The sequence below is a fragment of the Mucilaginibacter sp. CAU 1740 genome, from assembly GCF_039839285.1.
Lineage (GTDB): Bacteria > Bacteroidota > Bacteroidia > Sphingobacteriales > Sphingobacteriaceae > Mucilaginibacter.
Map to the genome: position 1 here is coordinate 159,547 of NZ_JBDOQS010000016.1, position 17,062 is coordinate 176,608.

The window sequence follows — 17,062 nt, forward strand, 5'->3', positions numbered from 1 at the left end:
AAATTTATTAAAAAGTAACGTTAACACCTAAGTTGTATGACCTAACCAGCGGATAAGTACCATAATCGATACCAGGAGCAAGGTTAGGGTTTTGAGTGCTGTTTGAAGCGGCACCAGAGTAGTTGTAATCAACATCAGGGTTATAACCTTTATACTTGGTGATGGTAAACGCGTTAACTACGCTTGCAAATACACGTGCTTTGCTGATACCCAAAGTATTTTGCAAAAAGGTAGGCAGTGTGTAACCCAAGGTCATGTTAGTACAACGCAGGTACGAGCCGCTTTGCAGGTAAAAGCTTGATAAACGGGTACTGTTACTTTGTGTACCGGCACGTGAAGCGCGGTAAAATGAACCATCGCCCGGGTCAGCTTCGTTACGGTAACGATTTGCTACGTTAGCATATTGGTTACCAGAACCCTCTCCGTTGTACAGGTAGTAATCCTGGCCATCAAGGATCTGGTTTCCGTACGAGCCATTGAACGCTGCCGAAAAATCAAAACGTTTGTAGGTACTGTTTAATGCGAAGCCGTAAGTAAATTTAGCGTATGGGGTACCGATAATGGTTTTATCAGCATCGTTAACAACACCATCTTTATTGGTATCAACAAACCAAAGGTCGCCTATTTTAGCAGGGTTGGTTTGTGCTGCCGATGGAGCTGTTTTACCATAGTTTGACGCATTGATTATACCACCAACTTTAAAGCCATAAAACATACCGATAGGCTGGCCTTGAGTAGTGATGCTGGTAAGGTATGAACGCTCAGCACCGTTAATGATCAGGGTGTTATTTGCCGGTAGCCTTACAACCTTGTTACGGTTTAACGAGATGTTACCACTTGCGCCAAAAGTAAAGTCTTTGGTGTTGATGATCTTACCGTCTAACTGCAAATCGAAACCGGTGTTACGGATCTTCGAATCGCGGAGGTTGGTAAGGATGGTTGTACTACCAGATATAGCAGATATTGGCTGATTGTACAACAGGTTGTATGAATAGCTCAGGTAATAGTTGGCAATAATTTGTAACCTGCCGTTAAATAAACCTATATCAGTACCAAGGTTGTACTGCGAAGTAGTTTCCCACCTTAAGGTATTATCTTTAAGGCCACCAGGGTAAGTAGCTGTTACAGCGCTGTTACCATCAAGCACTACACCTGTAGGGCTTGCCAGTGTTTGTTGGATATTGTAGTTACCGATATTGAAGTTACCGCTTTTACCCCAGCTTGCACGGATCTTAACTGTTGATTGATCGCCAAGGAAGTTGTGATAGAACGACTCGTCGGATAGGTTCCAGCCTGCTGCAACCGAAGGGAAGTAACCATATTTATTTGCCGGACCGAAACGTGATGAACCATCAGCACGGAAAGAAACGGTTAAGAAATACTTACCTGCGTAGTTATAGTTAGCACGACCCAGGTATGATAACAAAGTGTAGGCATTTTTGTAGGCCGAGTTTAAGCTGAAGTTAGCAGCCAAAGCACCTTTGTTTGATATTTCGGGGATATTATCATTCTGGAAACCATCGGCCCTAACGCTAATATAATCGTTAGTGGTGCGTTGAGCGGTATAACCGGCCAAAGCGTCGAAATGGTGTTTACCGATCTGTTTGTTATAGTTTAAGGTAAACTCGGCAAGCCTGTCAACAGTTGTTAAGTTTGATGCCTGCGCGTTAGCAGCCAGTATTGATTGTTGCGATCCCGGAGCGAAAGTACCGCTACTTAATGTAGTTGGGTAGTAGTAATCGTATTTTTCGGTATAAGTTTGGGTACCCAGGTTGGTTTTAAAATTAAAGCCAGGCAAAATGTTGTACGTTACGTTTGCATTGTAAGTACTGCGGTAACCTTTACGGTTAAGTTTAACACGTTCGGCAAGTGCAACCGGGTTTTCAATGCCCTGGTAACCGTACTGGCTTGAACCTGCAGCTTCAGCATTGGTTGCTAATGAACCATCGGCATTATAAGCCGGTAAATAAGGCATGTAGATCAAAGCGCCCAAAACCGGACCATGGTCAAAACGGCCTTCAGGTATTTCCTGGTTGGTATTTTGAGTGTATGATATATTAGCACCTACGTGGATCCGTTTGCTAACATCACCATCAATATTGGTACGGAAGTTATAACGTTGCTGACCGCTTGAAACGATAATACCCGGAGCATTTTGGTACGAACCGCTAACATAATAACGGATACCGGTTGCACCGCCAGAGAACGATAAAGTGTGTTTCTGGAAAATTGCGTTACGGTATAATTCGTCTTGCCAATCGGTATTTACAGTTTGTTTGATCGGGGTTTGAGTAGCAAAATTGTATAAACCATCAGGGATACTCACGCTACCGGTGTTACCAACATTAGTAACACGTGTTGCGTTATTATCAGAGTACATGGCATCGTTCCATGTGTGGCCACTGTTGATCCAAAGGTCATGATAAGCGTTGTTACGGCCATCAATAACCAATAAAGCAGCCTGATCGGCATTTAACAATTTCACTTTATGCGCAAGCTGGTCAACACCGGTTTGTACATCGTACTCAAAACGGCCTTTGCCTTCTTTACCTTTTTTGGTTGTGATCAATACCACACCGCCAGATGCACGTGAGCCGTAAATAGCAGCCGAAGCAGCATCTTTCAAAATGTCGATACTTTCGATATCATCAGGGTTGATGAAAAGGTCATTACCAGCAGGGTAACCGTCAATCACATACAAAGGATCAGAACTGGCGTTAAGCGAACCAACACCTCTTACCCTGATCTTGGTGCTTGTATATGGTGCACCACTGGTTTGAGAAACCTGCACACCCGATACTTTACCAACCAAAGCCTGCCCTAATGATGGAGCAGATAGGTTCAGATCGCTTGATTTTACGCTGGCGATAGAGCCGGTAACATCGCTTTTACGGATAGATTGGTAACCGATGGCCACAACCTCGTTCAGCATGTTTGCTTGTGGTTTCAGTTTTACGTTGATAGTTGTTGAATTACCAACAGTTACTTCCTGGTCCTCGTAACCTACAAACTTGAAAACCAACACTGCACCTTCGTCGGCACTGATAGTAAATTTACCGTTGGTGTTGGTGGCGGTACCTTTATCGGTACCTTTTATGCGTACAGATACGCCTGGTAAAGGAAGGTTGGTTTCATCTACAACTGTACCAGTTATCTGGGCTACAGCAACATGCGTATTACTTTTGACAGACGCGTTTGAGATAAAAGGTTTTAGCAAAACCAGAGAAAATAATACAGGAATTAAAAAAAACCTGCTCAAAAGATTTGGAATAATCTTTTTATTCATATTTTTAAAATTGATTGTTGAAAAAAATGACTTAAAGCCTTGGACCGCTTATGAGTTATTTGACAATTGCCCGGACCAGGTGAGTGTTAGCGCATTCACCGGTTCTTGATTTTATCGCCGAGTTCGATATTACGTTGTTGATAATGTTACATAGGCGAGTATTTTAATGAATGAAAGAAAATATTAACGATTTAATAATTACTATTCAATTATTATAAAACAATATCAATAAGCAGTTATTATTATTGTAATAATGACAACAAAACTAAACCAGCTATCTTAAGAAAAGGATATCTGAATGTTAATTTTATATTAACAATAAAGTAAAAAAGCCCGCCCAAATGCGGGCTTTTTTACTTTAAGCAGCTTTTAGCTACCATGAAGTACTTGTAAAGTTCACATTGTTTTTGTGCGAAGAGGTAACGGCGATACCTTTTTCATCGCCACCTAAAAACGCGAACCCTTCCAGCTCATCTCCCCTATCAATACTATCAACTTCGCTGATAACTACCTGCTTGCCGCTTTCGATAGATTTTTTCAGATCAACGTAAGTGAACTTCCACTGGCGGCCTTCCTTTTTATTTTGAATAAGCACCAAAACACCTTTATCTGCTTTCCAAAACAGGTTTTGAACCCAGGGTGTGCATGTAAACTTTTTGTAAAGCACGCCAAGCTCTTTGGTGCTTTTAGCTTTAGCCAGTTTTTCGGGGTCGTACAGGCGTACTTCGTTGCCGTGGTCGCCATAGTCGGCAGTGGCTACATACCACTTATTATTATATTTAATATACTCGGGGCGGGTGCCTTGAATACAGGCATCGTCTTCAATAGTATTGATCAAATTGCCATCCAACGTACCGGTTTTAAGCAGGCCATCCCAGTTTACGTTGTAAATAACCGCGCGCCATTGTGAGCCTGCCGCGTTTAAACGAATAGAATTACCTATAAAGGTTGGGCTGGTACCATTGTAAGCTATGCCGGTTGGATGGTTAATTACATCCTGCCCGTTTTGGGTTAGCTTATATTCTTTATGCTGATACATGAGGCTATCATGCTCCAGCTTAAACTCGCGAATCATCCCTACTTCCCTATCGCCATATAAAAATATGCGACCGTTTTGGTACGAGATACCCTGGCAGGCACCTAACGAATCTACGGTAATGGCTTTATCTAATTTTTGTTCAATTGTCCCGGTGGTGATATTGCCAATGCCCACTATTGCGGTTATGGCAAGTGCAGATAAAGTAAATCTTTGCATGGCTGTTTTATTTAGCGAGGGTCAAGCGGTTCGTCGTTATCAATTTGTTTGGCTTCTTCAACTGGGTAATATTCAACCTCAGTTTCCGAGTTGCGTTTGGCCAGTTTGTAAGGCACATAGTTCAGCTCTTTTTCGCAACGGGTATCCATGGTCATGATAAAATCAGTTTGTGATTTATCAGTAACCACAATACCAGGCTTACTTGCAGGGAAGCCATATTTATATAGCAACCTCGCGGCGTTACGCATATTGGTGGTGGTGTGGCGGGCATGCGGCTCAATGATCACCACATTTTCGGCTATGTGTAATACATCAACCAGGTAACGCTTCATCTCTTCGGCCTCGTTGTATTTTGTTTTGTAAGGATGTACCCTACCGCCCGATACAATGATAAATGGCGCTTTACCGGCGTTGTACTCCTGCACAGCCAACCTGCAGCGCAACATACCCTCGCCACTTAATGGCGATGTAAGGTTATCCGGCCCGGCGCCCGGTACCATGATATTTGAGTACGGATAGCTGGCCCATTTAATAGTTTTTACCCTATCAAAGGCAGGTTTGTTAGCCCTCGCTTCCATTGGCTCATACTCTGCCGGGTTTTGGCGTTCGTTAATTTGCAGGTATAACAAAGCAGCCTGCATTGATGGTTCAAAAAACAGTTTGGTGTTTTTAACATCGCCTGCCAGCGTAGCATTTACATCATACATTAAAGTATAATATGCCCTTGCTTTAACATTATAACTGATAGAATCTATCTGCGGATAGTTTGGCTTTTTACCCTCGGCATAAACGCCAATGGTATAGTTGATACCGTTGGCATCCTGCTCCCAGGCTTTTACCAATAATTGCGCTGGGGTAACGTTTTTATATAAGCTGTAGCAGCCCGAAGGGATCAGTTTTGTTTTTACCAAACGATCGAGCGCGTTGCCGGTTTTGTACAATGCCGTTAAACGTGTGCTAACTGCCGAGATCTCATCGGCAGATAATTTTACTGTACCGCTAAGGCATGAGGCATCTTTACAATTAGTAAGCGACGCGTTTAAATCGTTTAATTTTTTTTGCGTGAACTGAGCCAGTTCGGCATCGCCTTTTAAAATGGCGCTAACCTCGGTATCCTGTTCAAAAAGGCTAAGCAGGTAGTAGTTTTTAACCTTTACATAATCAACGGCCTGCGTTTTAACAACGGCCTTGCCCGGAGCCTGGGCAAATAAACAGTGGCTACTTAAACAAAGCAGCATTAATAGGGGTAACTTTTTCATAACTGTTTTTTCAAGGCGCAAAGAACGCCTACGCACGTAAACTCAAAGTTAACATCTGGTAACTTTCCGATTACAAAACAATACGTTTCTATGGATTTAAATCGATTTATCAACAAATGTTGTAAAGAATAAAACATATCGTTAGCACGTCATTGCGAGGCACGAAGCAATCCCCTCCTTACAGGGCGGATTTGCTTAACCCCTCTGCCTCATGGGATTTATTTGCTGTTATACTGAGGTGTTCAATTTTTCAAAAAACGGGTGTTCAATTTTTGAGACCTAAAAAATATAAACAACTGATTATCAATACAAACTTGTTCAATATGGCATTTCATGGCAATGCCCATACGCTCCAAATGCTTAACAATCAAATAGTTGCAAATTCAGAAAAACACAAAGTGTTTACACTTTAAAAAATTGAACACTTGTAAATTATACTGTGGCTTCCGTTTAATTATTCCACTCCAATTTTGAATATTTGCAACAACTGGCGTACAAAGCCACAAAATGCCCTATGGAAAACGCCGCCCTTTTAAAAGCCATCATCCAAAACGCCATCGACGGCATCATTACCATTGATGAACGAGGCCATATTGAAACTATCAATCCATCGGCTTGTAAATTATTTCAGTACACACCGGAGGAGGTTATCGGCAAAAATATCTCTATGCTGATGCCCCAACCATACAAGGCAGAGCATGACCATTACATCAATCGTTACCAACAAACCCACAACCCTCATATTATAGGTATAGGCAGGGAGGTTACCGGCTTGCGTAAAGATGGCAGTACTTTTCCGTTCAGACTTGCGGTGAGCGAGGTTAAGTTTTTAGGCAGAGATGTGTATGCTGGTTTTATTCATGATCTGAGTCGCGAAAAAGAAGCCGAAGACCAGCTTAAAGAATACGCCACCCACCTGGAAGAACTGGTGGAAGAACGTACCCTCTCCCTAAAAAGATCGGTGCTTGAATTGCAAAAGGCCAAGGAAGAGGTGAGCCAATCTTTAGAAAAAGAGAAAGAACTCGGTCAGCTGAAAAGCCGCTTTGTATCCATGGCCTCTCACGAGTTTCGCACGCCACTGAGCGCGGTACAACTATCAGCATCGCTTATCGATAAATATGCCGAGCCTTTTGAAAGCCCCAACATCAGCAAGCATGTAGGCAAAATAAAAAACGCGGTGGGCAACTTAACCACCATCCTCAATGATTTCCTCTCGCTCGAAAAACTGGAAGCCGGGCGGGTTGAACTCTCCTACTCTACTTTTGATATTGTAAAAATGGGCGAGGAAATTACCGAGGAGATGCAGCTGATGGCCAAGCAAAACCAGAATATCATTTACCAGCATACCGGTACCACCAGCATGGTAAACCTTGATGCCAACCTGCTTAAAAACTGCATCATTAACCTCATAGCCAATGCCATCAAATACTCCGGCGAGGATAGCTTTATTGAATTTAATACCGAGCTGAACAAAGATGCTTGTATTGTTACCGTAAAAGATAACGGCATAGGCATTCCCGAAAGTGATCAGAAGCATTTGTTCGAAGCCTTTTTCAGGGCGCACAATACAGGCAATATTCCGGGCACTGGGCTTGGGCTTAATATAGTAGCCCGCTATGCCGGACTAATGAACGGCACAGTAGGTTTTGAAAGCCATGTAAACCAGGGCGCAACATTCACTATTTCATTCCCCGTACAATGAGCCAAAAGATCCTCATCATTGAAGATAACAACGATATCCGCGAAAACGTGGTGGAAATATTGGAACTGGCAGGCTATACCGTTTTCGATGCGGACAACGGTAAAACAGGCGTTGAGGTGGCTGTTAAAAATTTACCCGATGTGATCCTCTGCGATATCATGATGCCCGAGCTTGACGGTTACGGTGTTTTATACCTGCTGAATAAAAACCCCGAAACCGCTGCCATCCCCTTCATATTTTTAACCGCCAAAGCCGAACGTATTGACCAGCGGAAAGGTATGGAAATGGGCGCCGATGATTACCTCACCAAGCCTTTTGATGATATTGAACTACTGAATGCCATCGAAAGCAGGTTAAAGAAAAAGAACGCCCAGCAAAGTTTCTACAGCCAGTCGTTAGATAGTTTAAACAGCCTCATCTCTAAAAACAATGGCCTTGCCGAACTGAAACGCATTATAGGCGAACGCAAAGCCCGGCACTTTAAAAAAGATCAGGTTATTTATTATGAAGGCGATAAAGGCAACGGCATTTACCTGGTACTGCAAGGCAGGGTAAAAACCATCAAAATGGCTGACGATGGTCGCGAACTGATGACAAGCATTTATAGCGCCGACGAATACCTCGGCGTAACTGCCATGCTGGCCAACGAGGCTTATAGTGATACCGCATCGGCGCTGGAGGATAGCCTGCTTTGCCTCATCCCCAAAGATCAGCTGGATGAACTACTCAACTTATACCCCGAGGTAGCCCGCGAGTTTATCAAACTGCTCTCAAACCATATCCGCGAAAAGGAGGAACAATTATTACAGCTGGCTTATAACTCGGTACGCAAGCGTCTGGCTGATACTTTAGTGCGCCTCCATAAACAACAGGGCGATAATTTCAAGATCTCGCGCGAAGACCTTGCTGCCATGGCTGGTATAGCTACCGAAACTGTAAGCCGTACCCTATCCGATTTTAAGGATGAGGGCCTGTTGGAAAAAAAGGGAAGCAACATCAGCATACTTGCACCCGATAGGCTTGCCAAAATGAAAAACTGACGCTCGTCACTTTTTTGGGTGATACTGCTCATTCATTGACAGTGTGCATAGCGATAGCTTTGTAGCCGGTTAATAAATATGCCGCTAATGAAAGCGATAGCCTACAGTATAAAGCCCTTCGAAAAAGAATTTCTGGCGATTGCCAATCGTAAAAAGCACGAGATCACACTGATCTCAAACCCACTTGGTTTAGAAACAGCCATCTTCGCGGCGGGTAAGGATGCGGTGATCGTGTTTACCAACGATGATGTTTCGGCTCCGGTTATCAGTATCCTGGCCGGGTTGGGGATAAGGTATATTGTTACCCGGTCGTTAGATGCTTCCCATATAGACAAAGCAGCCGCGGCACAATTTGGCATTAAACTATCCAACATTCCCTCCTACCCTGCAGAAAACATTGAACCGGATGAGGATACCCTACAACAAACAGCCGATCAAATTATCCGCAACCTCGATCTGTGGCAACTTAACAAATGCGTAGGCAAAGCCTGTGTTTGTGCCGGCGGATGTAAAGCTGCTGTGTTGGAAGAGGTCTTGAAGTAGATAATTTCACACGAAGGCGCTAAGCCGCAAAGGGTAAAATCTTGCGGCTTAGCGTCTTCGCGTGCTTAAAATCGTAAACAAGCAAGGTTGCCAACAAAAAAGCCATTGGCATAACACCAATGGCTTTATATACGAATTAATAGGGGCTAAATAAGCGATGTTATAATATAAACACCAACAACATAGTGATGTGCACCAACACACTAAAAGCGAACAAACCAAGCAGTGTACGAATACCTGAGCCACCCATGCCGGCAATAATATTAGCGAAAAACAGCACCAGTGTTACGGCCAGTATAATGATTGGTGCGGCATAGTAATAAAGCAAAAAGGCAGGGATCGGTAAAAACAGCACACCTTGTGATAACAGTGAAAACATGAACCAACCGGTACGATTAGGTGCCTGGCTATCGGCAAAGGCAGTTAATTTAGTCCACGTGCTTTGTTTGGTTTTAGCGGTAGTAGTAGCACTAACATTCTGGGTATTTGCGGCGTTCCATTCAGGAGCATTTATTTTTAGAGTTGCCATGATTGATATCTTTTAATGATACAAAGATGGCCTGTACGGTCCGCCTTCACCATGACGGGGCAGCGTTAAAAAAGTGATGGTCATCACTTTTTTTGAGTGTTTTTTAGACTCATAATTATCAATCATAAGTTTTGTACAATTTACTTGATTTTATTTTCAATATTTTTTGAAAATTCAATAAAATAAGTACATTTGTTTATCATGAGCATTCAGTCAATCATTCGTTTAGCCGGCCTTGCGCAAATTGGGTTGGTTTTGGGCAGCCTCGCCGTACCCCGTGTACTCAACTGGCGGGGCGAGTTGGCAAAAGTTCAGCCCCTCATTAAGCAAATGTTCTGGAATTATGCGGCATACATTCTGGTTATTAACCTGTGCTTTGGGCTTGTTTCGATGTTTTGTTATCGGGAATTGAGTAACGGCTCAACATTAGCTATGCTACTTACCGGTTTTATTACAGCTTATTGGATATCGAGGGTCTTGGTACAATTCTTTTATTTTGATAGGGCCGCCTTCCCTACCGGAATATGGCATAAGGCTGGTGAAACGGTATTGGTTACACTTTTTGTTTTTCTGAGTATTGTTTACAGCAGTGCAGCATGTATTAACTTTATTCAAAATTGAGCTATGCAAAATATCCTTGTTCATATCGCTTACTTTTTAATGATCAACCTTGCGTTGGTATTATTAGGCTACATATTTGTAAAACAAGGGTTAGTTTGGCTGGCGTGGTTGTTTTTACCAATAACAATAGTAACCGTGTACTTTATTTTTAACCACTCCCACCCTGTATTAAAAATGCTTGGCGTAATTGCCACCACGTTTACTATGATGAAAGTGATCACCGCTGCTGTTGATTACCATGGTAAACAATCGAAATTAAAGCTAATACCCTGGCTGGCCTTTGCAGCTGGCTGGGCAGGCATGCGTGCGCAACCATTCGAAACTTTAGGTAACCCAACCTTACCCAATGGATGGACGATGATCAGGTTTGGAGTAAGCCGTGTAGTTGCAGGTTTACTACTGATAGGTCTTGCCCATGGCATTGTATTCTTGCATCTAAATACAGATTTAACATATGCTTTGGTAAGCCCGCTGCTGTTGGTTGCGTTGAGCCTCGTTCTGCATTTTGGTTTGCTAAGTATTGGGGCCGGACAATGGCGGTTAATGGGTGTAAATACCTATTATCTGTTTAAACAACCTGCAAGGTCCATGAGCCTAACCGAGTTTTGGGGCAAACGATGGAACCTGGCTTTTATCGAGATGACATCGATAGCTATTTTTCGCCCGTTACGTGGAAGACTTGGCAAGAGCGGTGCTCTGGCTGTCGCCTTTCTGTTTTCGGGTTTACTGCATGAATTGGCGCTAAGTGTACCGGTTAACGGCGGCTACGGCTTGCCCATGTTGTATTTTGTAATTCAGGGTATTGTATTAATTATTGAGAAGAAGTTGATGCAGCAAAACGCTCAATTTTTAAAGCACCCCGTATGGGCAAGGATTTGGATTTTCTTTTGGTTGGTACTACCGATGCCTTTACTGTTTCACAAGCAGTTTATTAAGCTTGTGGTGTGGCCATTGGTGGGGCTAAACTTTGATTTATAGGATTTGATGATTGTCAGGATATTTATCTGAACCGTGATTTAGGGGATTTATTTGATTCCTTTTATCTGAACTCGAATTTGGGGGATTTTTTCGAATTTGATTTGTATTCTGTTAATTTCTTAATTCCCCCAAATTCGAGTTCAGACAAATAAACAGGCCAAAAACAAATCCTAAAATTCTTCAATCCCATTAATCACGGTTCTGCCTATAAATTACCCCTGCAATCAACAAAAAATAACATCTACTGTCAATTTACGGTAAATATAAATTGCGCGTAAAGTAGATGTTTAAACATTCTTAATGTGCCTGCTTAGCTGTAAAATCATCATTCTAAATCGATTATATTATTGTGTTAAAGTGACATAATAAAGCTTTTATGTTAAAAACATTACAATTGAAGCCTTGTTAGTTGGTTTAATTATTTTGAGTTTTGCCAATCATTTAACATTAATTGTTACGTTACTTAACAAATGACCAATTTTACCGAACTGACTGAGGATGATTTGATGGCGTTGCTGAAGCAGGATAAGCTTAGCGCCTTCAGAGAAATTTACCAGCGGTATTGGAAAAAGTTATACAGTGATGCTTACAAACGTTTAAAAAACAAGGAACTGTGCGAAGAAGTTGTGCAGGAAATATTTTCAAACCTTTGGCATAAAAGGCATACCCTGCAAATTAATACTACCATTGGCGGTTACCTGCACCTTGCGGTTTTAAACCAGGTAGTTGATCAGTACCGTAAGCAAACCATCCGCGCAAAACACACCGAAGCTCTTAAATTATTAAGTACCGAGACCGATACCGGAACCGAAGATGCCATTATGCTTCGGGACCTTACCCATACCCTCGAAACCGAAATTAGTCACCTGCCTGATAAATGCCGCTCGGTTTTTGAGTTGAGCCGTAAAGAATATAAAAGCAATAAGGAGATAGCCCAATTGCTTGGCATTTCAGAAAAAACAGTTGAAAACCAGATAACTAAGGCCATTAAGCGTTTGAGGTTGAGCTTAAGCCATCACCTGCTTTTAGCACTTGCCACCCTGCTGCATAAATTTTTTTAAAAAAATATCGCATAGGTGTAGGGGGTACACTATCCCGCATACGTCACATCATTTATAAACCGGAATTATATTCTTTTTCATGAAAGAACCTATACGCATTGATCTGCTTGAAAAATACATTAAAGGCGATTGCACCGAGGCCGAGATAGCATTGATAAAACAATGGTACCTGAGCTTTGAGCATGAAGACGATCATGTATCGGCTCTTTCGTCTGCCGAAGAGAAGGAACTGGAAGAGCGTATGTATTTCAGTATCGTCAATAACCTTGACCTTGCCGATGCATATGTCGATGCCGAAAAACCCGCTAAAGTTATTTCATTCCGTAAGTGGTATGCTGTTGCTGCGGCAGCAGTTGTGGTCCTGGCGCTTTCGGCCATAGCCCTTATCTACACACAAAAAACAAATACTCAGCAATTGGCTGTTGCGCCGGTTAGCGATGTGCATCTGTTTAATGTAACTAACAGTACCCCCCATATTTATAAAGTTACCCTGCCCGATAGCAGTTCGGTTTGGTTGCATCCATCGGCAAAAATCAGTTATCCTAATGTGTTCGCGGCAAATTCGCGCCAGGTTAGCATATCTGGCGAGTGCTTTTTTGAGGTGACTAAAAACCCTAAACGGCCTTTTATAATCAGCAGCAGATCGATCATTACCAAAGTTTGGGGAACAAGCTTTTTGGTAAGGGATGATGAGCAGAGCAACATGGCCGATGTATCGGTACTTACCGGCAAAGTTTCGGTGAGTATGAAGCCTTCTGGAAACAACAGCGAGATCTCTACCAAGCTTACTAAAGATGAGGTGATGATCTACCCGCATCAAAAAGCGGTGTATCTGAACAATGAGCATTCGTTAACAGCAGAACAGGTTGAAGCTACTTCGGCCGTGAAACAATATCGCAGGCTGCACCTTGTGTTTGAAAATAAACAGCTACGAAACATTATCCCGGTACTTGATTCGGCTTTTAATGTTGATATCAGGGTGAGTAGCGAAAAACTCAACCACTATATCCTGAACGCTGATTTTGAAGGCTTTAACCTGCCGGATGTACTTGATGCGATGAAGAAATCGCTTAATGTAGATTATACGATAGCAAATAACCATATCGAGCTTAAATAACCAACCATATTAAACTCTCAAAAATTATCAGATGTACCAAAAACTACAAACCTAAAAGAATCCTACCGAATTAGATCTGCATAAAAAAAACTTAGAAGTGTTACGAGCACCTCTAAGTTTTAAGGATCAAAGCCCGTTCCGCTAAGAACACCTCAAGGAGGTGTGCGGGCTATTAATTGTCTCATTTTTAACAAAGAAACATAACAAATATATGAATTTTCGTTTACGAAGGCCCATCCCATGGGGTAAAATCATGAAGATCACTTTCAGCCAAATCCTGATAGCAATAATGGTAAGCAGCATCACTTATGCGAGCCCAATTAAAGCGCAGGGAATATTAAATAAAAAGGTAAATGTAACGCTGAGCAACACCACCATGCTCGAGGCTTTACAATACCTGCAAAAAAACAACGATGTTAAGTTTATTTACAGCGCCAGTTCATTGGATGCTGATAAACACTTTTCATTAAACATTACCGATCAAACTTTAAAAACGGTATTGGATCAGGTGTTTAAAAACAACGGCATCAATTACGATGTAATGAACGATAGGATCGTGCTTGAAAAATCGGCCGCAAATGCCGCTACTACAAACACTCCTATAGAAATTGTTGCAGCAGCCCAAACACAAGCCAATGTTACCATTACCGGTAAGGTAGTTGATAACACAGGTCAGCCTGTTCCGGGTGCAACGGTTACCGAAAAAGGCACAACCAACGGCATCACCACTGGTGTTGACGGAGGCTTTAAACTTTCGGTTGCCGGTCCACAGTCTGTATTGGTGATCCAATTTATCGGTTTTACAAAAAAAGAAGTAGTTGTTGGCAGCCAAACTGTAATTAACGTAACACTAACCGAAGATGTTAAAACCATTAACGAAGTTGTAGTTGTAGGTTACGGAACCCAAAAACGTACTACTGTTACCGGTGCTATCAGCAGTGTTAAAGCAACAGACCTGCAAGACCAGCAGGTTACCCGCGTTGACGATGCTTTACGTGGCCGCGTTACCGGTGTTAGTGTGGTACAAAGCTCAGGCTCACCTGGCTCATCACCACAAATCAGGGTTAGGGGTATCACATCAAGGCAAAACAGCGATCCGTTATATGTGATTGACGGTATTGTTGTTGATAACGGCGGCTTAGATAACGTAAACCCTAATGATGTAGAATCGATTGATGTATTGAAAGATGCTTCGGCCGCTATTTATGGTTCACGTTCATCAAACGGTGTAATTATCGTAACCACTAAAAAAGGTAAAAAAGGCGATGCGCAAATTACTTACAATGGCTATGTTGGTGTTCAATCGCCTATAAGCAAGCCTCAATTAACTAACGCAACCCAATACGCTACTTTAAGAAACGAATCATTAACCAATGATGGCTTAGCTGCAAAATTTGCTAACCCCGCATCATTTGGTACCGGTACAAACTGGCAAAATGAAATATTTGATAGTAATGCTATCATTCATAACCATAACTTAAGCATCAGCGGTGCTTCTGATAAAGCAAATTACTATACTTCATTTGGCTACCTTGATCAGCAAGGTGTGATCATGCCTGAAATTTCGGGATATAAGAAATTTAACTTTACAGTTAACACCTCATACAAACTTAAAAAGTGGTTAACAGTAGGTGAAAACTTCACTTATTCGTATAGTAAAAATAAAGCCTTTGGTAATACCAACAGCGTATTTGGCGGCCCGTTAAGCTCTGCCTTAAATCTTGATCCTATTACACCAACTACGGTTACCAACATTAACGGACAACCAAACGTTGGCGATTACAACAATGCAAACGCTGTTCGTAACGCACAGGGTACGCTTTATGGTATTTCGGGCTATGTTGGCCAGGAAATCACCAACCCCTTGGCTTACAGGCAAACACAATTGGGTAATTATAACGATGCCACTAACCTGTTAGGTAGTGCTTTTGTTGAGATCGAGCCCATAGCTGGTTTAAAGATCCGTTCGCAGATCAGCGCTAAACAAGCATACTACGGTTCTGACGGCTTTACGCCGCTGTACTACCTAAACTCAAGTACATCAAACACCACTACATCGCAGGTAACGGCTTATAACAGGAACCTTACCTGGAACTGGGATAATACCGCTACTTACAGCCGTTCGTTTGGTAAACACAACCTTACCGCTTTGGTAGGTACAAGTGCTCAGAAAACCACTTCATCTGGTTTGCAGGGAACTTTTTTGGGCGAACCTGTAAATTCGATTGATGATGCTTCGATAAACTTTGCTTTACCTGCGGCTAACAGGATCGCTGCAAGCGCGCTTGGTTTAGATGCGGTACAGCCACACACTTTGGCATCATACTTTGGCAGGGTAACTTATGATTACGATCAGAAATACCTTTTCTCTGGTATCATCCGTCGTGATGGTTCATCAAAATTTGGTAGCAACAATGTTTACGGTGTATTCCCTGCCGGCCAAATTGGTTATGTAATGAGCCGTGAAGATTGGTTCCCTAAAAACTCGTTTGTTGATTTCTTTAAACTGCGTGCTTCATACGGTTCGGTAGGTAACGAAATGGCGCTACAGCCGTTTAGGTATGCCGCAACAATTGGTAGCGGTCGTAACGCCGTATTTGGCGATCAGGTTTATATTGGTTACAGCCCTAACGCGCCGGCCAACCCTAACCTTAAATGGGAAGAAACCCACACTACCGATATTGGTTTTGATGCAACCTTGTTCAGCAACCTGAGCGTTACTGTTGATGTATATCGCAAACTTACCAAAGGTATGTTACAGCAGGTATCATTGCCATCGTATGCCGGTTTCTCAGATCAGCCTTATGATAACGTAGGTGATATGGAAAACAAGGGTATTGAGTTAAGTCTTAACTATAATAACAAAATTGGCGATCTTACTTACAGCTTAGGTGGTAACATCTCGTACAATAAAAATACCGTTTTAAGTTTAGGTAACCAGATTGATCACTTTACACTTGGTAACGTACAAAGCACCACTTACGAAATTGGCCGCATCACTCCGGGACAACCCCTGGGCGAATTTTATGGCTTTAAAGAGTTAGGTGTGTTCCATTCGCAGGCCGAAATTGATTCGTATTCAAAAAATGGCCAGCTGATACAGCCTAATGCTAAACCAGGCGATTTTAAATGGCAGGATACTGATGGCGACGGTAAAATAACCCAGGCCGACCGCCAGTTTTTAGGTAACCCGTTGCCAACTTTCACTTATGGTATTAACCTGAGTGCCAACTACAAAAACTTCGACCTGAAATTATTTGGTCAAGGTGTTTGGGGTAACAAAATTTACCAGGCATACCGCAGGTTAGATATCCCTGCTGCCAACTACCCAATTGCAGCGCTTGATGCCTGGACACCTGCAAACACGGGAAGTAACTACCCACGCTTAAGTGATGCCGATCCTAATAACAACTTCAAAAACCCATCAAACTTTTACCTGCAAAACGGTGCGTATTTCCGTATTAAAACTTTGCAGTTAGGTTATACACTACCTTCAAACTTGTTAAAATCAGCTGATATTAAAAGGGTTAGGGTATTTGTAAGCAGCAATAACCTGGCAACTATTACAGGCTACAAAGGATATGATCCTGAAATAAGCGGCGGTATTGATATGGGTATTTACCCTCAGGCACGCACATTTATGGCCGGTTTGGATATTACGTTATAACAGA

At 42.3% G+C, this 17,062-nt stretch carries 12 protein-coding genes; 8 read left to right on the forward strand and 4 right to left on the reverse strand.

Annotation, left to right across the window (positions count from 1 at the left end; all coding sequences use genetic code 11):
• Positions 1-7: 7 nt before the first annotated feature.
• The 3 genes from AAFN85_RS27815 to AAFN85_RS27825 form a co-directional block, all read right to left on the reverse strand.
• On the reverse strand, positions 8-3,286 hold the full coding sequence (locus AAFN85_RS27815; protein ID WP_347531236.1) for a TonB-dependent receptor: 3,279 nt from the start codon (positions 3,284-3,286) through the stop codon (positions 8-10).
• A gap of 373 nt (positions 3,287-3,659) precedes the next feature.
• A complete protein-coding gene (locus AAFN85_RS27820; RefSeq protein WP_347531237.1) occupies positions 3,660-4,541 on the reverse strand; it encodes a hypothetical protein in 882 nt (293 codons plus the stop codon).
• Between the two features lie 11 nt (positions 4,542-4,552).
• Entirely contained in the window at positions 4,553-5,800 is a 1,248-nt protein-coding gene (locus tag AAFN85_RS27825) for a YdcF family protein (protein WP_347531238.1), read from the reverse strand.
• A 514-nt stretch (positions 5,801-6,314) separates the two neighbouring features.
• Here AAFN85_RS27825 and AAFN85_RS27830 point away from each other — a divergent pair.
• The 3 genes from AAFN85_RS27830 to AAFN85_RS27840 all read left to right on the forward strand — a co-directional run bounded on the left by AAFN85_RS27830 (position 6,315) and on the right by AAFN85_RS27840 (position 9,085).
• Complete coding sequence (locus tag AAFN85_RS27830) at positions 6,315-7,502, forward strand: PAS domain-containing sensor histidine kinase (RefSeq protein ID WP_347531239.1); 1,188 nt, start codon at positions 6,315-6,317, stop codon at positions 7,500-7,502.
• Positions 7,499-8,542, forward strand: coding sequence for a response regulator (locus tag AAFN85_RS27835; protein WP_347531240.1), 1,044 nt, complete (start codon positions 7,499-7,501; stop codon positions 8,540-8,542). Before AAFN85_RS27830 ends, AAFN85_RS27835 begins: the two co-directional genes overlap by 4 nt.
• Before the next feature lie 87 nt (positions 8,543-8,629).
• The gene (locus AAFN85_RS27840; RefSeq protein ID WP_347531241.1) at positions 8,630-9,085 is read left to right on the forward strand and encodes a lactate dehydrogenase; all 456 of its coding nucleotides are present in this window, start codon (positions 8,630-8,632) and stop codon (positions 9,083-9,085) included.
• 160 nt (positions 9,086-9,245) lie between these two features.
• Here the strand turns inward: AAFN85_RS27840 and AAFN85_RS27845 are convergent, their stop codons facing one another.
• The gene (locus AAFN85_RS27845; protein ID WP_347531242.1) at positions 9,246-9,614 is read right to left on the reverse strand and encodes a hypothetical protein; all 369 of its coding nucleotides are present in this window, start codon (positions 9,612-9,614) and stop codon (positions 9,246-9,248) included.
• Between the two features lie 201 nt (positions 9,615-9,815).
• Here AAFN85_RS27845 and AAFN85_RS27850 point away from each other — a divergent pair, with 201 nt between their 5' ends.
• From AAFN85_RS27850 to AAFN85_RS27870, 5 genes are all read left to right on the forward strand, one after another.
• Positions 9,816-10,235 carry a hypothetical protein gene (locus tag AAFN85_RS27850; RefSeq protein ID WP_347531243.1) on the forward strand — a complete coding sequence of 140 codons (420 nt, stop codon included), beginning with the start codon at positions 9,816-9,818 and terminating at the stop codon, positions 10,233-10,235.
• A 3-nt stretch (positions 10,236-10,238) separates the two neighbouring features.
• Complete coding sequence (locus AAFN85_RS27855) at positions 10,239-11,213, forward strand: membrane bound O-acyl transferase family-domain-containing protein (RefSeq protein WP_347531244.1); 975 nt, start codon at positions 10,239-10,241, stop codon at positions 11,211-11,213.
• A 470-nt stretch (positions 11,214-11,683) separates the two neighbouring features.
• On the forward strand, positions 11,684-12,274 hold the full coding sequence (locus AAFN85_RS27860; RefSeq protein ID WP_347531245.1) for an RNA polymerase sigma-70 factor: 591 nt from the start codon (positions 11,684-11,686) through the stop codon (positions 12,272-12,274).
• Positions 12,275-12,353: 79 nt separating this feature from the next.
• Positions 12,354-13,391 carry a FecR family protein gene (locus AAFN85_RS27865; protein WP_347531246.1) on the forward strand — a complete coding sequence of 346 codons (1,038 nt, stop codon included), beginning with the start codon at positions 12,354-12,356 and terminating at the stop codon, positions 13,389-13,391.
• A 211-nt stretch (positions 13,392-13,602) separates the two neighbouring features.
• Positions 13,603-17,058, forward strand: a complete 3,456-nt coding sequence (locus AAFN85_RS27870; protein ID WP_347531247.1) for a TonB-dependent receptor — start codon at positions 13,603-13,605, stop codon at positions 17,056-17,058.
• Positions 17,059-17,062 lie beyond the last annotated feature (4 nt).

What these genes read in the sequence shown, in the direction of transcription:
- AAFN85_RS27850 (WP_347531243.1), top strand. Translation starts at nt 9,816, where the DNA reads ATGAGCATTCAGTCAATCATTCGTTTAGCCGGCCTTGCGCAAATTGGG.
- AAFN85_RS27815 (WP_347531236.1), bottom strand. Translation starts at nt 3,286, where the DNA reads ATGAATAAAAAGATTATTCCAAATCTTTTGAGCAGGTTTTTTTTAATT.
- AAFN85_RS27840 (WP_347531241.1), top strand. Translation starts at nt 8,630, where the DNA reads ATGAAAGCGATAGCCTACAGTATAAAGCCCTTCGAAAAAGAATTTCTG.
- AAFN85_RS27865 (WP_347531246.1), top strand. Translation starts at nt 12,354, where the DNA reads ATGAAAGAACCTATACGCATTGATCTGCTTGAAAAATACATTAAAGGC.
- AAFN85_RS27855 (WP_347531244.1), top strand. Translation starts at nt 10,239, where the DNA reads ATGCAAAATATCCTTGTTCATATCGCTTACTTTTTAATGATCAACCTT.
- AAFN85_RS27825 (WP_347531238.1), bottom strand. Translation starts at nt 5,800, where the DNA reads ATGAAAAAGTTACCCCTATTAATGCTGCTTTGTTTAAGTAGCCACTGT.
- AAFN85_RS27845 (WP_347531242.1), bottom strand. Translation starts at nt 9,614, where the DNA reads ATGGCAACTCTAAAAATAAATGCTCCTGAATGGAACGCCGCAAATACC.
- AAFN85_RS27830 (WP_347531239.1), top strand. Translation starts at nt 6,315, where the DNA reads ATGGAAAACGCCGCCCTTTTAAAAGCCATCATCCAAAACGCCATCGAC.
- AAFN85_RS27835 (WP_347531240.1), top strand. Translation starts at nt 7,499, where the DNA reads ATGAGCCAAAAGATCCTCATCATTGAAGATAACAACGATATCCGCGAA.
- AAFN85_RS27820 (WP_347531237.1), bottom strand. Translation starts at nt 4,541, where the DNA reads ATGCAAAGATTTACTTTATCTGCACTTGCCATAACCGCAATAGTGGGC.
- AAFN85_RS27860 (WP_347531245.1), top strand. Translation starts at nt 11,684, where the DNA reads ATGACCAATTTTACCGAACTGACTGAGGATGATTTGATGGCGTTGCTG.
- AAFN85_RS27870 (WP_347531247.1), top strand. Translation starts at nt 13,603, where the DNA reads ATGAATTTTCGTTTACGAAGGCCCATCCCATGGGGTAAAATCATGAAG.